The organism is Thioalkalivibrio sp. ALJ15 (assembly GCF_000383695.1).
Classification (GTDB): domain Bacteria; phylum Pseudomonadota; class Gammaproteobacteria; order Ectothiorhodospirales; family Ectothiorhodospiraceae; genus Thioalkalivibrio.
Map to the genome: position 1 here is coordinate 56,499 of NZ_KB912060.1, position 17,852 is coordinate 74,350.

Below are 17,852 nucleotides of genomic sequence, written 5' to 3' on the forward strand. Positions count from 1 at the left end.
GTTTAATCGGCGTACGGGAATCGGGCTACGCGCTCTTCGGCCTCGCCGTTGCGCTCGATCTCCAGCGGCAGCCAGGTGCCCGGTGTCACACGCTGGACGATCCGTTGCAGATCCGACGGGCGCTCCACTGGCTGGTCGCCGGCACGAAGGACTCGGTCGCCCCCCTCCAGGCCCGCGGCCTCACCCACGGAGCCCGACTGCACACCCTGGATGGTCACGCCGCCGTCCTCGTCGCCGCGCAGCTGCACGCCGAGCATCGGTGAAGCGCGGTCAAAGCGATCTCCATCCGTGATGCCGAATACCGCCCGGGCCAGGCCCGGATCGGCCGCGGAACAGTCCTCCCGGTACTCGCGGGGCAGCAGGACCGGGGCCTGTTCATAGCCCAGATCGGCCAGCTGATGCGGCACGCCATGGCCATATTGCAGGTGGCCGGAACCGATGATCCCGACCACCAGCGGCGGCTCGTCCGAAGCCTCCAGGACCTCGGCGATGCCGGCGGCCATCATGCGGTCCCACGCCAGCTGCGACCCGATGAACCGGTCGGAGTCGCGCTCCATGCCCGCCGGATGGCGTTCCATCACCTCCACCAGATACTCGCGGTAGGCCTCGGGCGGATCAGCCGGTTGGCTGACGCCGTAGCGCTCGTCCTCCGGTACCGCGTCCCAGCCTTCCTGCCCGAGCCGCTGCACCAGCGCACGTTCTGCGTTCAGCGCCACCAGCGGGACGTCATGTACACGGGCGAAATGGAGAATCGGCCAGTACAGCTCCGGATCGAAGCCCCAGTGGGTATACCAGTCGCTGTCGCGCAGAAATGCATCCGCGTCCAGTTCGCCGGCCACCCACTGATCCAGCACCGGTTGCACGGAGCGCGGCAGCATCTCGAGGCCGATAACCATGTCCGGGCGCTGCCCGTGCAGGGCAGCCAGTGTTCCCAGCTGCCAGCGATGGTGATCCATGCGATCGTGGCGCTCGCCCAGGAGCACCGCATCCGCCTGCGCCAACTCGGCGAACAGCTCCGCGCGATCCAGCTCCTCGCCGGCCGGCGTGGCCCATTGCCCCGGGGCCGGACACGCCGCGCTGGCCACACCGGGCACCAGTGGCGCGGCCAGCATCGCGGCCAGCATCACGCCCATGCCATGCCGTCGGATTACTCTGCCTTGCATGCAATTCTCCTGTTTGAGGCACCATCCCCGGTGATAGACCTACTCTCGGACCCCCCGATGGCCGGCACGTTCCGCGTCCGGTAGCCTGCCGACATGGACACGCCCGAGGACACCGCCGCGCGCAACCGGCTCCCCCAGCACCTGCAGGCATGGCTGGGCACCCTGCGCTCGATGGCGATCTACTGGCGACCCGGGCGCCAGGCCGGCCTGCGCCGCCTCTACGCCGAGTTCGTGCGGCCCGGTGACCTCGTGTTCGACATCGGCGCCCATATCGGAGATCGCACCCGCGCCTTCGCCGCACTCGGGGCGCACGTGATCGCGCTCGAGCCGCAGCCCCATATCCTGCGGCTGCTGCGCAAGGCGACCTCCAGGCTCCCCGGCGTGCGCGTTCGCCGCGAGGCCGTGGGGCCCGAGAATGGTACCGCGCAGCTCGAGGTCAGTCGCAGCACCCCGACCGTCTCCTCGGTCTCGCGACGTTTCACAAGCGAGATCGCGAAACGCAATCGCAGCTTCCGCAAGGTGACCTGGGACGACCAGATCGCGGTCCCGATGGTCACCCTGGACCAGCTCATCGCCGATCACGGCCTGCCGGCCTTCTGCAAGATCGATGTCGAGGGTCTGGAGGCCGAGGTCCTGCGCGGACTCAGCCAACCCGTCCCGGCGTTGTCCTTCGAGTTCGTCGCCGGCGCCGACGAGGTCACCGAGGAGTGCCTGGCGCAACTGACCGCCCTGGGTGACTACGAGTACAACCTGATCGTGGGTGAACAGCGCCGCTTCCGGTTCGACACCTGGCAGAGCGCGGATGCCATCCGCGCCTGGCTGGAACAGCATGTGGAGCGTGTAGGTTCCGGCGACATCTACGCCCGGCTGCGCGGGGCTTGACCCGGACCGCGCTCGCGGACAACGCTCCCTGAATGGACACCCGCACCCTGATCCGCTGGCAGGACCTGACCACCGAGGCCATTGCCGACCATGCCCGTCGCGACGCGGTCGTGGTGCTGCCCATGGCCGCGATCGAGCAGCATGGCCCCCACCTGCCGCTGGAAACGGACCTGCGCATCGGCCTGGGCCTGCTGGACGCGGCGGCGACGATACTCCCGAGCGATCTCGAGCCGCTGGTGCTGCCGCCGCTGGCGATCGCCACCAGCGCCGAACACACCCATTTCGCAGGGACGCTGAGCCTCACACCGGAGACGGCGCTCGCGGTGTTGCGCGAGATCGGCGCGGGCGTCGCCCACGCCGGCTTTCGCCGCCTGGTGCTGGCCAACAGCCACGGGGGCAACACCGCGATCATGGAGCTCGCCGCACTGGATCTGCGCCGGGACCATGGACTGCTGGTCACCAAGCACCACTACTTCCTGCAGCCACTGCCGGACACCATCGACATCCCCGAACGCGAGTGCCGACATGGCCTGCACGGTGGTCTTAGCGAGACCGCAATGATGCGTGTGCTGGCACCGACACTCGTCCAGATGGACCGCGCGCCGGACGCCCGTTCGCTGGGCGAGGATCTCGAGGGCACGACCGGACGCCTGGGTCCCACCGGCGAGACTGCGTTCGCCTGGATGGCGGATGACCTCAATCCAGAGGGCGTCGTAGGCGCCGCGGACCGCGCCACGCCCGAGTTGGGTCAGGCCCTGATCGACCACTACGCCGAGGGGCTGGCCCAGGCGATCACTGATACCGCCTCCTTCCCGATCGAACGCCTCGCCCGCTGAATCCCCGCTTACGCTTTCTGGCTGGCGTAGCGCTCTTCGAGTGCCCCGTGCAGCGCGCGCAGCCCCATCGCCTCGCCCCCCTTGGGGCGGCCCGGCCGGGCGCGCACGTTGAACGCCATGATGTCGAAGTGCAGCCACGGCACGTCTTCCGGCACGAACTCCTTCAGGAACAGCCCTGCGGTGATCGCGCCGGCGTAGCCACCGGTCGAGCTGTTGACGATGTCGGCGACGTCGCTGTCCAGCATGTAGCGATACGGGGCATGCAGCGGTAGCGCGCAGACCGGGTCGTCCCAGGCTCTGGCCGGGGCTTCCAGCGCGTTCGCCCAGTTCTCATCGCTGGCAAAGACAGCGCTGATCTCCGTCCCCACCGCGACGCGGGCCGCGCCGGTCAGGGTGGCAAAGTCGACCAGCAGGTCCGGGTGGAAGCTGCCCGCCCGGTCCAGCAGGTCCGCGAGCACCAGCCTTCCTTCCGCGTCGGTGTTGTCCACCTCGATCGTCTTGCCATTGCGCGCGGTCAGCACGTCCCCGGGGCGGAACGCACGCGAACCCACCGCGTTCTCGACCGCGCCGATCAGTACTGTCAGCCGAACCGGCAGTTCCGTCGCCATGATCAGGCGCGCGAGCCCCAGCACGATCGCAGCCCCGCCCATGTCCTTTTTCATCTGGCGCATGGAGTTGCCCGGTTTCAGGTTCAGGCCTCCGGAATCGAAACAGACGCCCTTGCCCACCAGCACGACGGACGGGGCACCCGCGGGGCCCCAGGTGAGTTCGATCACCCGCGGGCCGTGCGCACTCGCCTCGCCCACCGCGTACACGCAGGGGAACGACTTCTCCAGCGCGTCGCTGTCGCTGACCACGTGCAGGCTGCAGCCAAAGGCCTCGGCCAGCTCGCGCGCCGTCAGGGCGAGGTTCGCTGGCATCATGTCGGCGGCCGGGGTGTTGATCAGGTCCCGGGTCATGGCGATGGAATCGATATAGGCCATCACTCGCTTGCGATCGACCGCCTCGGGCCAGAACAGCCTGGGCGCCGGCCGATCCTCGGCCGCCCGATAGCGGTCGAAGCGGTAGCACCCCAGACCCCAGCCGATCGCGGCCTGCTCCTGAGTGGTCGGGTCGAGACCCTCCGTGACCAGGCGATAGTGGCCCGTCGCCAGGGTCTCGGCCGCCGCGGCTAGCATCCACAGGGGTGTCTCGGCATCGAATCCCACCAGGACCGCGGCAAGCTGTCCCTGATCCCCGGGAACACGCAGGACCTGCCCGTCCTTGCCCTCGAAGCGCCCCGCCTCGGCCCAGGCACGCCACGTTGGCGGGGCCGCCTCGAGACGGGACTCCAGGGTGTCGGTGGTGACGGGTACCAGATCGATGGCATCGTCGGCGGCTTCAACAAAGGCAGAATCCACGCGGCTTTCCTCCCGGTTCGGTCAAAATGGCCATAATAACGCCCGTCGGCCGCCCCGGCCGGTACACCCACCGTCACAGGATGTGAGCATGACACCAGCGCTGGAAATTCGCGGCCTGCGCAAGACCTACAAGAACGGATTCGAGGCCCTCAAGGGCATCGACCTGGAGGTGGCGCCCGGGAGTTTCTTCGCCCTGCTCGGGCCCAATGGGGCGGGCAAGTCGACCACCATCGGCATCATCACCTCGCTGATCAACAAGACGGCCGGTGAGGTGCGCGTGTTCGGGTACGACCTCGACCGTGATCAACAGTCCGTGAAGCGCTCGATCGGCCTGGTCCCGCAGGAGTTCAACTTCAACAACTTCGAACCGATCGGCGAGATCGTGGTGAACCAGGCCGGCTACTACGGCATCCCGCGCCACGAGGCCTGGCGCCGCACCGAGCACTACCTGCGCGAGCTGGGGCTGTGGGAGAAGCGCAAGGACATGGCACGCACCCTGTCCGGCGGGATGAAACGGCGCCTGATGATCGCCCGCGCCCTGGTGCACGAACCGAAACTGCTGATCCTGGACGAACCCACGGCCGGAGTGGACATCGAGCTGCGTCGCTCGATGTGGGATTTTCTCCGTCGCATCAATACCGATGGCCGAAGCATCATCCTGACCACGCACTATCTGGAAGAGGCGGAGTCCCTCTGCCGCAACATCGCGATCATCGATGACGGCCAGATCGTCGAAAACACCACGATGAAGCAGCTCCTCGCGAAGCTCGAGACCGAGACCATGGTTCTGGACCTGAGCGAGCCGGTCCGGCAACTGCCCCACGACTCCGAGATCCCGTTGCGGCAAATCGACGAACTGACGCTGGAGGCCGACATCAAGCGCGGGCAGCACCTGAACGACCTCTTCCGTGTCCTGGACCATGCCGGGCTGCGGGTTCAGAGCATGCGCAACAAGTCGAACCGGCTGGAAGAGCTGTTTCTGCGCATGACCCGCAGTGACGCCGCCCCCAGCCACCTGACGCAGGGGGCCACGGGCGCCGCCGAGCAGCCGGAGAACCCGCAATGAGCGAGCGCCACCTGCATGACTACTGGGTCGCCTTTCGCACCATTGTGACCAAGGAGGTGCTGCGCTTCGCGCGTATCTGGGTGCAGACCATCCTGCCGCCGGTGATTACCACCGCCCTGTACTTCATCATCTTCGGGGGGCTGATCGGCGAACGCATCGGAGACATGGACGGCTTTCGCTACATGGACTTCATCGTCCCCGGGCTGATCATGCTCGCGGTAATCACCAACAGCTACTCGAACGTCGTCTCGTCCTTTTTTGGCTCCAAGTTCCAGCGCCACATCGAGGAGATGCTGGTCTCGCCGATCCCCAACAGCGTGATCATCCTGGGCTTTGTATTCGGGGGTGTCGCCCGCGGGCTCAGCGTCGGCGTGGCAGTGCTGCTGGTCTCGTTGTTCTTCAGCCCTCTGAGTATCCACAACGCAGGCGTGATGCTGATCGTGGTCCTGCTCACCTCGATCCTGTTCGCACTGGCCGGGCTGATCAACGGCGTGTTCGCGCGTACCTTTGACGACATCGCGATCGTGCCCACCTTCGTGCTCACGCCCCTGACCTATCTCGGCGGGGTGTTCTATTCCGTCAGCCTGCTCCCGGAGTTCTGGCAGGGCGTATCGATGCTCAACCCGATCCTCTACATGGTGGACGGCTTCCGCTACGGCAGCCTCGGGTCCAGCGACTTCCCGATCATGGTCTCGTTTGCCGTAATTGTGGCCTTCATCGCGGCCCTGTACACGGCGGCCCTGATACTGTTGAACAAGGGCATCGGGATCCGGTCCTGATGCATCACGAGAACGCCACCCTGCCTGCGACACCGCGCAACGTGGGCAAGAGGGGGTTTATTACCGGAAAAAACGTGGTATAAAGCGGAAACTTTTCCGGGCAGAGGCCATATGGGCGTCAAACGAAAGATCCCACCCGTCTTTCTTCTCGGCGCAGCCGGGGTCGCTGTTGCAATCAGCGCCAGTCTTCTTCTCGCTTCTCAGCCCGCAGAAACCTCGCAACCGCTCGATATCGCGGCGTTGCAAGCCGGGGCCAACGGCAAGATGTCGCCGATGGTCCCCACCGTTTCCCCCGATAGCCAGAACGGCCAGGCCGAGCAACTCTCCCAGCCGCATGGACCGGGAGCGGCCGGATCTGCCGGTTCGCACTTCGACGCCGAAGCCACCAAGGTCGCCTACGCAACCGACCTGATTAATGATTCCGGGTTCGACGACGAGACCGACTACCCCACTTCATACGAAACCTTCGACCTCGACGAAGGCGAGGACCGCGTGGCCGAAGAGGACCGCTCGGACTGGAACAACCACAAGCTCGAGAGCGGCGAGCGCCTGACCAGCCTGTGGCAACGCGACTGGGACCTGCCGCTGGCAACCCTCTACCGACTCCTGGACGATGACGAGAACGCATCGATCCTCAACCGCATACGGCCGGGGCAGGAGATCGAGTGGCAGGTGGACGAAGACGGCTACCTGACCCACCTGCGTCTCTGGACCGACCGCGCAAGCGGCTACGAATGGGTCCGCGAGGAAGATGGCTGGGATTTCCAGCGCGGTGAGGTCGAGAACGGGCGCGAAGTCAGCCACATGGTGATCAGTGCCGAGATTGAGGGCAATGTGTCCGCCGCGCTAGCACAACGCACCGACCTCTCGCCCCGCGCGGCCGGCGCCATCGCCGTGCTGCTGGACCGCTACCTCCCGGTCCGCACACACGCCCGTACCGGCGACGAGTTCACTCTGCTGCTGGAGATGGAAACCCTGGTCGGTGACGACACCCCGCACAATCTCCGCCTGCTTGCCTTCGACTACGAGGGACAGCGCATCACGGTACGCGCGGCCCGCAACTCCAATGGCCGCTTCTACACGCCGGACGGCGAAAGCCTTTTGCCACCATTTGATCGTCGTCCGTTCTCGGGCAATTACCGCATCAGTTCCGGTTTTGATCCGCGTCGGCGGCATCCGGTCACGGGCCGTGTGGCACCGCATTCCGGGACGGATTTCGCCATGCCGATCGGCACCCCGGTGAACGCGCCAGCTGACGGCCGCGTCACCCGTGTGGAGAACCATCCCTACGCAGGCCGCTTTATCGTGATCGAGCACGGGCAGGGCTACTCTACCCGGTACCTCCACCTGCACCGGCAACTGGTCAGCGTCGGAGACACCGTGGAACGCGGGGACCGTATCGCGCTGTCCGGCAACACCGGCCGCTCGACCGGGCCGCACCTGCACTACGAGGTCCACGTGAACAACCAGCCGCGCGACCCGATGCGTGTGGAGCTCCCCGAAAGCGAGTCGCTCGCGGGCGAGGAACTGGAGAAGTTCAAGAGTTTGAGCCAGACCCTCCTGGCGCAACTCGACAACGGCGTGCGCAACACGCAGGTCGCGTTCACACCCTACGACGAGTTGCTGAGCCAGTAACGCATTGCTTTTGCCAAAGGTCGGCGCCCCACCCCTTTACAGGTGGGGCGCGCTTCGATTGTGACCCCCGCACATTCTCCCGCTATTCCATGTGAACCACTGGCGCAGGCGCGCCTCGTCTGGCGCGACGGGCGACCGTACGCACCCGAATACCAGGACGCCTATTTCGGCTCGGACGACCCCGGGGCCGAGGCCTTCGAGGTCTTCATCAAGGCCAACGACCTCCCGCGTCGATTTGCCGCCGGCGGAACGGTCGCCATCGGGGAAACTGGTTTTGGTACAGGCCTCAACGTCCTGCTGACGCTGCAACAGTGGCGGCAACACGCGCCGCCCGGGGCCTTCCTGTCGATACTGAGTCTGGAAGCCCATCCATTGTCACTCGACGATCTGCGGGAGGTCCATCGGCACCTGGACCTGGACGACGCCGATAGCCGGGCCCTCCGTGCGCAGTACCCCCCACCGATCAGTGGCCTGCACCGGATTGTGTTTCCCGGAGCCCGCGCAATCCTGACGCTCGGCCTGGGCGATGCCGCTCCCCTGCTGGCGCAGATCCGCGGCGGTATCGATGCCTGGTTCCTGGACGGTTTCGCGCCACGCTCGAACCCGGGCCTGTGGAACACGGCGGTCTTTCGCCAGATCGCGCGCCTTTCGCGCCCCGGCGCCACCTTTGGCACCTATACCGCCGCCGGACAGGTACGCCGGGATCTGGAGGCAGTGGGATTTGAAGTCCAACGTGCCCCGGGACATGGCCAGAAGCGTGAACGCCTGGAAGGCAGCTATCGCGGACCTGTACCCGACGCGCTCAAGCGGCCCCGGGTTGCGATCATCGGTGCCGGCGTTGCCGGGCTGGCCTCTGCATTCGCATTGCATAACAGAGGCTGCGAGGTTCGACTGTTCGACCCTGCCGGCGCCGGGGGCGGCGCATCCGGAAACCCGGCCGCGGTCCTGTTGCCGAACCCCCACCCCAGGGACACGGAGTTGAATCATCTGGCCCTGGCCGGCATGCGCTCGACCCGGGGCCTGCTCGGCGAGATTACCGCGCAAACCGGCATTGACCCCGTGCTGGCGGAAGGGGTCTCCTTTCATGGTGTCAGCGCCCACGGCCGGAAACGGGTGCAGCGCCTGCTGCGCGCTGGGCGGGAGTACACCGGGGCTTTGTTCGACCTCGAGGGCGGACCGGATTCGGGTCCGGAGCCACGTCTGTACTATCCCGGGGGCTGCGGCCTCAATCTCGCCCGGCTTTGTACGGCCCTCGCGCAGTCGCTCCCGCCTGTGGAGACCCGCCGGATCGCCGGCCTGCGCCTCACCGACGAGGGCCTGATACTGGAAGGCCAACCGGCCGGGTCCAGCGCCGATTCTCTCCCATGGGATCACGTAGTGGTCGCGACAGCGGCTCCCGGATTACACGCCCTGTGCCCCGAACTGGAACAGGTATCGACCGTGTCGGGGCAAATGACCCGGATCCGTGCCCCGCTCCCGGACTGGGGTGGACAGGTCACGACGGGCCAGGGGTACTGCATCCCGCTAGGCCCGGGCGAGGCCTGGATTGGCGCTACGTATCGGCGGACACAGATGCCGGATACAGTGGAAGCCGCACCCGACACCACGCCTCGCCGCGAGGACGACCAGCTCAACCTCGAGCACCTGAGCTGGGTTCCCGGTCTGGGTGACCCCGCCCAGGTCGAGACGCTGGAACGCTGGGCGGGTAACCGTGCTGTGGTACGTGATCGCTTGCCTCTGGCCGGTGCGAGTCTTCGCGACCCCGGCCGCCGCGTCTGGCTCAATGTGGCCCACGGCTCGCGCGGGCTGTTGTACGCACCCCTGGCCGCGGAATTGGTGGCCGACCGCCTGTTGGGTCTGCCAGAGCCCTTGCTGGACAGCACCGCCGGCCGCCTCGACCCGCAACGCCCGCTCGCCTAGTCGTCCCATTCGCCGGTTGTTGTGGACTACACCCTCGGCGTGGGGCGCCCATGGTTAGGGGGTGCATCACCGGCCAGGCCGACATCATTGCGCCCCTGCGCCTTCACCTGATACATGGCCCGGTCGGCTGCGACCATCAGGTCCGACAGATGCCGGCCCACATCCGGATAGAAGGCCACACCAATACTGGATGTGACCTTTAGCTCCACGAATTCGCCAGGACCGGTGTGGACCTCGAACGCGTTATCGAGATCCTGCTGCACCCGCTGGGCCAGATGAAGGCCCTCTTCACGCTCCTCCAGCGGCGCGGTCAGGACGATGAACTCGTCCCCGCCCAGACGGACGAGGACGTCGTCCGGGCGCAGATGCGATTTCAGCCTTTCCGCGACCCGGCGCAAGAGCTGATCGCCCACGACATGGCCATAGCGATCATTCACCGGCTTGAAGTGGTCCAGATCGATGAACAGCAGCGCGAGGCGTCCCCCCTGACGCTCGGCACGCGCCACCAGCCGCGGGAACGCACGATCCAGTGCCGCCCGATTGGCCATCCCGGTCAGGGGGTCTTCCCAGGCCATGGTCTTCAGCTTGACCTCCAGCTCCCGCCGATCCGTGACATCAAGCGCGTGCCAGACGACTGCGGGGAGGCCGTTGATTGCGCGCGCCAGAGGCCGGATCCGTGCCTCGAACCAGCGCGCGCCGGTTTCATGCTCGGGAATCCCCAGGCGCTTCAACAGATCCACATCCAGGCGGTATTCGTGCATCTGCAGCGTCCCCTCATCGATCGCCCGGTTCACCATCTCGAGGAAGTTCGCCGCCACGTCCGAGGGAAACAACCGATCCAGGGTGTCGCCAAGGAGGGCCGGGGCCATCTCCTGTCGATGGCAAGCCTCCCCGAACACGTGTCGAACCGTGCCCTCCGAATCGACCACAAAGGCATACCCCGGAATGGCCTCGAACATCGCATCCTGCAGATCCCGCGCGGCGGTCAGGGCATCGAACAGCAATCGGTTTTCGTTGACGTCGACGAAGGTCAGCAGCCACGCACGGCCTCGCTCCCAGTCCACAGGCACCCAGCGCAACAGGAAAAAGCGGCATCCCCCGTGAAACACGCATATCCGTACCTCGCGTCCATGCGTCTCGGGCGGTGAATCGGTGAAATCGAGGTTGGGTGGAAGCCGGTCGAGATCATCCGGGTGCACAAGGTCCAACTGTGCCAGCTCCGTATTCACAGGCGGTTGTTGTCCCAGCATTCGAACAAACGCCGGGTTTGCCCAGAGGATACGTCGCCCGGACACCACGAGCGTCGGGTCTTCCAAGCGATTCACCAGGCCCCGGTAGCGATCAAGGTCACGTCGACGTGCCTGCATGCCCGTCCCGACGCGATAGGTGTAGCCGCCCACTGCCAGTGCGCCCACGAACCCCAATGCCCACCAGGCCATGGGACGATCCGTCTCCCTGTGCGCCGGATCTACATCGGCCAGGAGTTGCCATTCGCCCCCCGGGAAACGAATCCGATGCCGGTGTGGCGCCTCCTCGGCGAGGTCATGAGGATTGTAGAAAAACGGCCCAGCCTCGCCCACACCATCCCGGCCGCGCAGGGCAAGCAACAGCGTACCCAGTTGTTCGCCGATGCCCGCACGCTCGAGCAAGGCCTCAAAATCCAGCGCTATGCTGCTGATACTCAGCTGGTCCATAGGCTCGTCAGCGGCGAGGTGAGCAGGACTGTCTGGAACGGGCTCCGTGTCGACCGGGGCGCGCACCAGGAGCCCATAACCGCCCTGAATCAGCGGCCAGGGGCCCGCTACGACCACCTCTCGTTCGTTCAGGACTCGGCGAAAGGAATCCGCCTGTTCCGGGTGGGTGGCGAGGTTGAGCCCGACCACGCCTTCGTTCCCCTCAAGGGGATAGACAAATTCGACGATCGGCCCCCGTGCCAGCGTCAGGGAAATCACGAGGTCTTCATGCCCGCGGTAAATGCGCTCGGCTACGCGCTCGAACTCGTCGGTCCCCAGGTCCGGATGAACATAGGCGTAGGCCGCCAGCCCGATGGTCGAATGCACCAGCCCATTGATCACGCTTTCCACCTGCGTGCGCAGACTGGCGAGCTCGCTCGCCACCGCGGCACTCTGGCGATCTTCCAGCTCGATCTTCCAGGCGCGATCAATCAGCAGAAACAGCCCAAGGAATATCAGGGCGGCCACCAGGCCCAGGGCAAAGGGGCCCGCCGTGGACCCCGAATCCCGGCCCCTGTGGCGAGGCGCGTCGTGCGGGGCTTCCGTGCGCGTGTGGGTGCTGTCATCCATGCCCAGACCTGTCACTACCAGCGGTATTACCCACTATGCGCCTAAAACACCCCCCTGTGAACGGTGAGATCGCTGCTCACCCGAGGCGCAGAAATATGCTTTTGGAAGTGACGATTAGCTGTGGCACTTCAAGTGCAAGGAAAGATAATGGTGGGGGCGGCCGGACTCGAACCGGCACAGCCTTGCGGCCGAGGCATTTTAAGTGCCTTGCGTCTACCCGTTCCGCCACGCCCCCGGGGACTCGCATCATACCGGCTACACCAGCCGGGTGTGGAGCCTTATCCCGCTGACCCGCTCCCCTGCGAGCCATCCGCCATCTCGGCGATGGGCAACGGGATGTGCAGCGCAGCGGCCATCGCGCGCAGCAACTCGATCTCGGCTACCTGGACGCCACCGCCGCGCTGAACCGTCGCCAGCATCGCCTCTACCAGCGTCCGCTTGTCCTTGACCCGTAGGTCGTCGAGCCGCTCCAGGGCCTTGTCCAGCACGGCTGCCCAGGCATTGCCGGTGGTGGCCTGCTCGAGTTCGGGCGGGGCCTCCGACTCCAGCGGCATGATGCCGGTCAGCGCCGCCACGCCGACATTGAACGCCGTGATGGCCGCATCGGGATCGTCGGGGTGCCCGTGGTGGGCCAGGACCGCCAGCACGTAGCGTGCCTGTCCACTGTTGTCGGCCAGCCGGCGGCGGCCACCTGAACGGGCCTGCGACGGCCGTTCGATATCCTGCAGCTGACGCCGTACAAGGCGCCCGAGCGCGTACTCGAAGGCCGACACCCGTCCATCGGCCTGAATCAGCTCATCTACAAGCCCTGACAAGACCTCGCGTTCCTGTGGGGGGTGACGGCGGAGCACGGGGAAGGCCATCTCCAGCACCGGGATGCGCAGATCGGGACTGAGCTCCGGTACTGCCTGCAGCAGGTCGCGCACGCGCTTCTCGCTGTCCTCGCCGCGCGTCTCGAGGATGCGCATCAGCTGGGCATCTCGCACCTCCGCGTCATTGGAGATCAACAGATACAGCACGGCCTCGGCGGCCCAGCGATCGGAATGCACCGAGCGTTCCAGGGCGCTGGGCACTGCGGCGACCAGGAAGCCGGCGCCGAGGATATGCGCAAGGCCGGGGTCGCCAATCGCTTCGAGCAGGGCCTCGGGGTGCAACGCCAGCCCACCCCCGGCCTTCGGCTCGGCCTGTTCGCGCGCGGCCTCGGCCTCCTGCTCCTCGCGCCGGCGCCGCGCATCGTCCTGCATGCGCTTTTGTACAGCCTCCAGCTCCGAGGGATCAAAACTCGGCTCGATCTTGCGGATACGATCTTCCAGCGGCGGATGGGTCGCAAACATCCGGCCCAGGCCCCCATTGACGAACAGCATGTGTCCGACCTCTTCGCTGTCCGCGTTGAGCCCGGAGTAGCTGGCCCCGATCTTCTTCAGCGCCCCCGCAATACCCTCCGGCTGGCGCGTGAACTGCACGGCTGAGGCATCCGCCAGGTATTCGCGCTGACGCGAAACCGATGCCCGGATCCAGCGGCCAAAGAACAGTCCGATATAGCCGACGATCATCAGCACCAGGCCCGCGACCACGATCCCACCGGCGTTCCGGTTGTTGCGGGAAAAGCGCATCGCCAGCAGCACACGCTGCCCGATCAGTGCCATCACCAGAATCCCGAACAGCATCCCCACCAGGCGGATGTTCATGCGCATATCGCCATTGAGGATGTGCCCGAACTCGTGGGCGACCACGCCCTGCAGCTCGTCCCGGTTCAGGTGTTCCAGCGCGCCGCGCGTCACCGCGACCGCGGCATCGGACGGCGAATACCCGGCCGCGAAGGCATTGATGCCCGGCTCCTGCTCCAGCACGTAGACCTCGGGCACCGGAACCCCCGAGGCGATCGCGACCTCTTCCACCACGTTCATCAGGCGGCGGCGCAACGGATCACGGGTGTCCCCTTCAATCCGCGTGCCCCCAAGCTCGCGCGCAACCGCGCCACCGCCATCGCGCAGGCTCAGCATGCGATAGAGACTGCCCAGACCGATCAGCCCCACGGTGAACGCACTGGTCCAGCCAACCACGTCCAGGTTGTCGCGGAGAAACGCCCGGGTCAGCCAGGGTTCGCCCGGTGCGGTCGCCTGCGCCTGGCCGAACAGCACCAGCGCGATCAGGTTCATCACCACCACAATCGCCAGCACAGCCAGCATGAACAGGCCCAGCAGCACCCGCGTGCGCCGCTGGGCACGGTCCTGATGTTCAAAGAAATTCATGCCCTGTCCCTAGGAAAAGTTGACCTCGACCGGCTCGCGCTTCTGCGGGTCCTCGATCTCCAGCAATTGCGCCGGGCGGAAGGCGAAGTTGTTCGCGATCAGGGTGTTCGGGAACATCTCGCGCAGGATGTTGTACTGCATCACCGCATCGTTATAGCCCTGACGCGCGAAGGCCACCCGGTTCTCGGTGCTGGTCAGCTCTTCGGAGAGCTGCATCATGTTCTCGTTCGCCTTCAGGTCCGGATAGTTCTCGGACAGCGCGAACAAGCGTCCCAGGGCGCCGGACAGCCCCTGCTCGGCCCCGGACAGCTGGCGCACGGCCTCAGTGTTCGTGGGGTCCCCGCCCACCTGCTTCAGCCGGTCCATCGCCTGATTGCGCGCCTGGATCACTGCTTCCAGCGTGTCGCGCTCATGGCTCATGTAGCGTTCCGCGACTTTCACCAGGTTCGGGATCAGGTCGTAGCGGCGGGTCAGCTGGACGTCGATCTGGGCAAACGCGTTCTTGTAGCGGTTGCGCGCCGTCACCAGCCGGTTGTATGTCCAGACCGCCCAGACCACGAGCAGCACCACAATCGCGATCAGCACCCATTCCATGCCGGCCTCTCCCTCAGCAAACAAAGCCCCGAGTGTACGCAGGAACGACGCCGCCGGCGAACGCCCGGGACTGCGTGAACCCGGCGCGGCCGTGCTATACCCTGACCCCCATCAATCCCGGAGCCTTACGGATTCCTGAATGAATCTCTCGACCCTTCTCGGCATCATCGGCAGCCTGCTGGTTTTCGGCAGCGTGATCGCCTTTTCCTCGCAGGACCTGCATGCCTTCCTGAACCTGCCGGGGCTGGGTATCGTGCTCGGCGGTACGATCGCCGCGACCCTGATGAGCTATCCCTTTCACGAGGTGGTGCGAGTCTTCCGTGCGGGGGCGCATGCCATCCGCGAGGAGCGCTACGACATCGCCAGCGACCTGGAAGAGATCGTTCAGGTCTCGCGCTACTGGTACTCGCAGAACCTGCGCGGCGTCCAGCAGCGCCTGGAGCAGGTCCAGAATCCGTTCCTGCGCACCGGCATCCAGCTGGTGATCGATGACACCCCGATGGACGACATCCAGGACCTGCTCAACTGGCGCATGGCCCGCCTGCGCGCCCGCGAACAGGCCGATGCGCAGATGTTTCGCACCATGGCCACCTATGCCCCGGCCTTCGGCATGCTGGGGACGCTGATCGGACTGATTAACCTGTTGCTGACCACCGAGACCGATGACTTCACCATCATCGCGGTCAACCTCGGGATCGCCCTGATCACCACGTTCTACGGCATCCTGCTGGCAAACCTCGTGTTCCGCCCGATCGCGATCAAGCTGGAACGGCGCACCGAGGGCCGCGTGGTGCTGATGACGATGGTGCTCGAAGGCATCATGCTGATGCGCAAGGGCCGCACCCCGGGGTACATCCGCGAGACCCTGCGTTCGTTCATGGAGAACCACCGCGACGAGATCCGCCAGACCGAGCCCAACGGCGAACCCGATCCGGATGAAGCCGAACGCCAGGAACGCACCTGAGCATGCCCAGCCCCGGATACTCCACCTCCAACCGCGCGGCCATGCAGGCCGAGATGGATGCCCAGGCGGCCACGCGACCGGAACAGGCCTTTCTCGGCTCCTATCCGGGCGAGCGCCAGCGCGACGACGAGCACGCCTGGATCCTCACCTATCTCGACGTCCTCACCCTGGTCATCGTCATATTCGTGATCATGCTGACCTTCATGGACCCGCGCGACGACCGCCCACTGGCCAGCGCGGCCCAACCGATCCAGCTCGCCCACCCCGATCACCAGGCCCTCCTCGACCCGTTGGTCGCGCCCCTAACAGGAGACCTGGGCGATCTCGAAGGCCGGCTCCATGAACTGCTGCCGGAAGTGGACGACCCCGATCCCGAGGGCACGGCCACGACCGCATCCAGGATGCGCGAGCAGGCACCTCAGGGCGTCGAGGTCGTCGAGCACCCCGGCCGCACCGAGCTGCGCATCCAGGACGAGATCCTGTTCGCCAGCGGACAGGCCGACCTGCAACCGGAAGGCCGGGCGCTACTGGCGCAGCTGGAGACCCTACTGGACGAGCACGACGGCCTGGTTACCGTCGAGGGGCACACCGACAACATCCCGATTGGGACGGAGCGCTTTCCCTCCAACTGGGAGCTCTCCTCCGCCCGCGCCAGCGGCGTGGTCCGCTACCTGCTGGACCAGGGACTCGACGCCGAGCGACTGCGCGCCGTGGGCCGCGCCGACACCCAGCCTGTGGCCAGCAACGACACCGCACGCGGCCGTGCCGAGAATCGGCGCGTCGCGCTGATCCTCGAGTCTCCAACCGCCGCGGATCCATGACGCCCGAGGGATTCCCATACCTTCCCCGGGAATCCCGCAGCACGCAACCCACCACTTGACCACGGGCCCTGCGCCCATAAAGATGCGCACGTTATTCAGCTTATGAGCAACGGGCAGACATGCGCACAGGACGCGGCCTCCTACTCGGCGACTTCCTCGACACCACCAATCACAAGGACAAGCTGATCGCTCTGATCGGGGCCGTGATCGGCCTGTATCTGTCACTGGAGGTCGCGGCCTCGGTCACCGAAAGCGGCATCAACGGGCTCATCCTCGCCTCCCTGGGAGCTACCGCCGTCCTGCTCTTTGCCGCACCCCGGGCCGCGCTGTCGCAGCCCTGGAATGTCCTCGGTGGGCATGCCATTGCGGCTATGGTCGGGGTCGCCGTCCGTCACCTGGTCGATCACCCGCTGGTGGCCGCCGCACTCGCGGTCGGCCTCACCGTCTACGCGATGTACTACCTGCGCTGCCTGCACCCTCCCGGGGGTGCCACGGCGCTGTATGCCGTGCTGGGCGGCGCCTCGGTCGAGGAGCTGGGGTTGCTGTTCATCCTGCACCCCGTTCTCTCCAGCGTGGCTGTCATGCTGCTGGTCGCCTTCATGATCAACTACCCGTTTCCATGGCGCCGCTACCCGGCCGCCCTGGCGCGCCTGGGCGAGCCCTCGCCCGCCGGCCCATCCGGTGCACTGGAGCGTGCCGGCCTCAGCCAGGCCGACCTGGAACACGCGATGCGCGATCTCAATCTGTATCTCGACATGACGGAGGACGACCTGGCCCGCCTGTACCTCCTGGCACGACGCCACCATTCGCACCCGGACGCGATCGATCCTGCGGATGTTCGTCCCGGACAGTGCTACAGCAACGGCGCCGCGGACCACGCCTGGAGCGTGCGCAAGGTCCTGGCGCGAGATGGCGACCTGATCACGTATCGCGTCATTAGCGGCGCAGGCGTCCCCGAGGAAGGTCGCTGCCCTGTGATGGACTTTGTCGCCTGGGCCCACCATCGCCTGGACGTTCAAGGGTGACCGTCGCCACAGCCTGGGAACCGCCACATCGCTTTGGCGCGAATCCCGACACATGCTTATACTCGCGGCGCGGCTGTCTCCGTAGCTCAGCTGGATAGAGCAGCCCCCTCCTAAGGGGCAGGTCGCAGGTTCGAATCCTGCCGGGGACACCACCTTCCATTAGTGTTTCCTTAACGAACTGGTGTCGGCGGAAAATCCACCGTAAGGTACCC

At 66.1% G+C, this 17,852-nt stretch carries 14 protein-coding genes and 2 tRNA genes; 10 read left to right on the forward strand and 6 right to left on the reverse strand.

Annotation, left to right across the window (positions count from 1 at the left end):
• Positions 1 to 2 precede the first annotated feature (2 nt).
• On the reverse strand, positions 3 to 1,133 hold the full coding sequence (locus G015_RS0111535; RefSeq protein ID WP_018139699.1) for a ChaN family lipoprotein: 1,131 nt from the start codon (positions 1,131 to 1,133) through the stop codon (positions 3 to 5).
• A gap of 123 nt (positions 1,134 to 1,256) precedes the next feature.
• On the opposite strand from G015_RS0111535, the gene G015_RS0111540 reads away from it, so the two are divergent.
• Both G015_RS0111540 and G015_RS0111545 read left to right on the forward strand, forming a co-directional pair.
• On the forward strand, positions 1,257 to 2,045 hold the full coding sequence (locus G015_RS0111540) for an FkbM family methyltransferase (protein ID WP_018994307.1): 789 nt from the start codon (positions 1,257 to 1,259) through the stop codon (positions 2,043 to 2,045).
• A gap of 32 nt (positions 2,046 to 2,077) precedes the next feature.
• A complete protein-coding gene (locus G015_RS0111545) occupies positions 2,078 to 2,881 on the forward strand; it encodes a creatininase family protein (RefSeq protein WP_020146759.1) in 804 nt (267 codons plus the stop codon).
• Positions 2,882 to 2,889: 8 nt separating this feature from the next.
• Here G015_RS0111545 and G015_RS0111550 read toward each other — a convergent pair whose 3' ends face one another.
• The gene (locus G015_RS0111550) at positions 2,890 to 4,281 is read right to left on the reverse strand and encodes a M17 family metallopeptidase (RefSeq protein ID WP_020146760.1); all 1,392 of its coding nucleotides are present in this window, start codon (positions 4,279 to 4,281) and stop codon (positions 2,890 to 2,892) included.
• Between the two features lie 88 nt (positions 4,282 to 4,369).
• Between G015_RS0111550 and G015_RS0111555 the strand changes: the two genes are divergently transcribed.
• The 4 genes from G015_RS0111555 (at position 4,370) to mnmD (ending at position 9,681) form a co-directional block, all read left to right on the forward strand.
• On the forward strand, positions 4,370 to 5,347 hold the full coding sequence (locus G015_RS0111555; protein WP_018139695.1) for an ABC transporter ATP-binding protein: 978 nt from the start codon (positions 4,370 to 4,372) through the stop codon (positions 5,345 to 5,347).
• Positions 5,344 to 6,126: an ABC transporter permease gene (locus tag G015_RS0111560; protein WP_018139694.1), complete on the forward strand. Its 783-nt coding sequence runs from the start codon at positions 5,344 to 5,346 to the stop codon at positions 6,124 to 6,126. Before G015_RS0111555 ends, G015_RS0111560 begins: the two co-directional genes overlap by 4 nt.
• A gap of 264 nt (positions 6,127 to 6,390) precedes the next feature.
• A complete protein-coding gene (locus tag G015_RS0111565) occupies positions 6,391 to 7,761 on the forward strand; it encodes a peptidoglycan DD-metalloendopeptidase family protein (RefSeq protein ID WP_018993152.1) in 1,371 nt (456 codons plus the stop codon).
• Between the two features lie 60 nt (positions 7,762 to 7,821).
• Positions 7,822 to 9,681, forward strand: coding sequence for a tRNA (5-methylaminomethyl-2-thiouridine)(34)-methyltransferase MnmD (mnmD, locus tag G015_RS0111570; protein WP_020146761.1), 1,860 nt, complete (start codon positions 7,822 to 7,824; stop codon positions 9,679 to 9,681).
• Between the two features lie 26 nt (positions 9,682 to 9,707).
• Here the strand turns inward: mnmD and G015_RS0111575 are convergent, their stop codons facing one another.
• The 4 genes from G015_RS0111575 to G015_RS0111590 form a co-directional block, all read right to left on the reverse strand.
• Positions 9,708 to 11,984: a diguanylate cyclase gene (locus G015_RS0111575; RefSeq protein WP_020146762.1), complete on the reverse strand. Its 2,277-nt coding sequence runs from the start codon at positions 11,982 to 11,984 to the stop codon at positions 9,708 to 9,710.
• 148 nt (positions 11,985 to 12,132) lie between these two features.
• Positions 12,133 to 12,219, reverse strand: a tRNA-Leu gene (locus G015_RS0111580).
• 43 nt (positions 12,220 to 12,262) lie between these two features.
• Positions 12,263 to 14,236 (reverse strand): M48 family metallopeptidase, encoded by a 1,974-nt coding sequence (locus tag G015_RS0111585; protein ID WP_018994302.1) that lies wholly within the window; start codon positions 14,234 to 14,236, stop codon positions 12,263 to 12,265.
• Positions 14,237 to 14,245: 9 nt separating this feature from the next.
• Positions 14,246 to 14,830, reverse strand: a complete 585-nt coding sequence (locus G015_RS0111590; RefSeq protein WP_018139689.1) for a LemA family protein — start codon at positions 14,828 to 14,830, stop codon at positions 14,246 to 14,248.
• A gap of 139 nt (positions 14,831 to 14,969) precedes the next feature.
• Between G015_RS0111590 and G015_RS0111595 the strand changes: the two genes are divergently transcribed.
• From G015_RS0111595 to G015_RS0111610, 4 genes are all read left to right on the forward strand, one after another.
• Positions 14,970 to 15,794, forward strand: coding sequence for a motility protein A (locus tag G015_RS0111595; protein ID WP_018139688.1), 825 nt, complete (start codon positions 14,970 to 14,972; stop codon positions 15,792 to 15,794).
• Between the two features lie 2 nt (positions 15,795 to 15,796).
• Positions 15,797 to 16,615: an OmpA family protein gene (locus tag G015_RS0111600; RefSeq protein WP_020146763.1), complete on the forward strand. Its 819-nt coding sequence runs from the start codon at positions 15,797 to 15,799 to the stop codon at positions 16,613 to 16,615.
• Positions 16,616 to 16,734: 119 nt separating this feature from the next.
• Positions 16,735 to 17,640 (forward strand): HPP family protein, encoded by a 906-nt coding sequence (locus G015_RS0111605; RefSeq protein ID WP_020146764.1) that lies wholly within the window; start codon positions 16,735 to 16,737, stop codon positions 17,638 to 17,640.
• A gap of 75 nt (positions 17,641 to 17,715) precedes the next feature.
• A tRNA-Arg gene (locus tag G015_RS0111610) sits at positions 17,716 to 17,792 on the forward strand.
• The last annotated feature ends 60 nt before the right edge of the window (positions 17,793 to 17,852 follow it).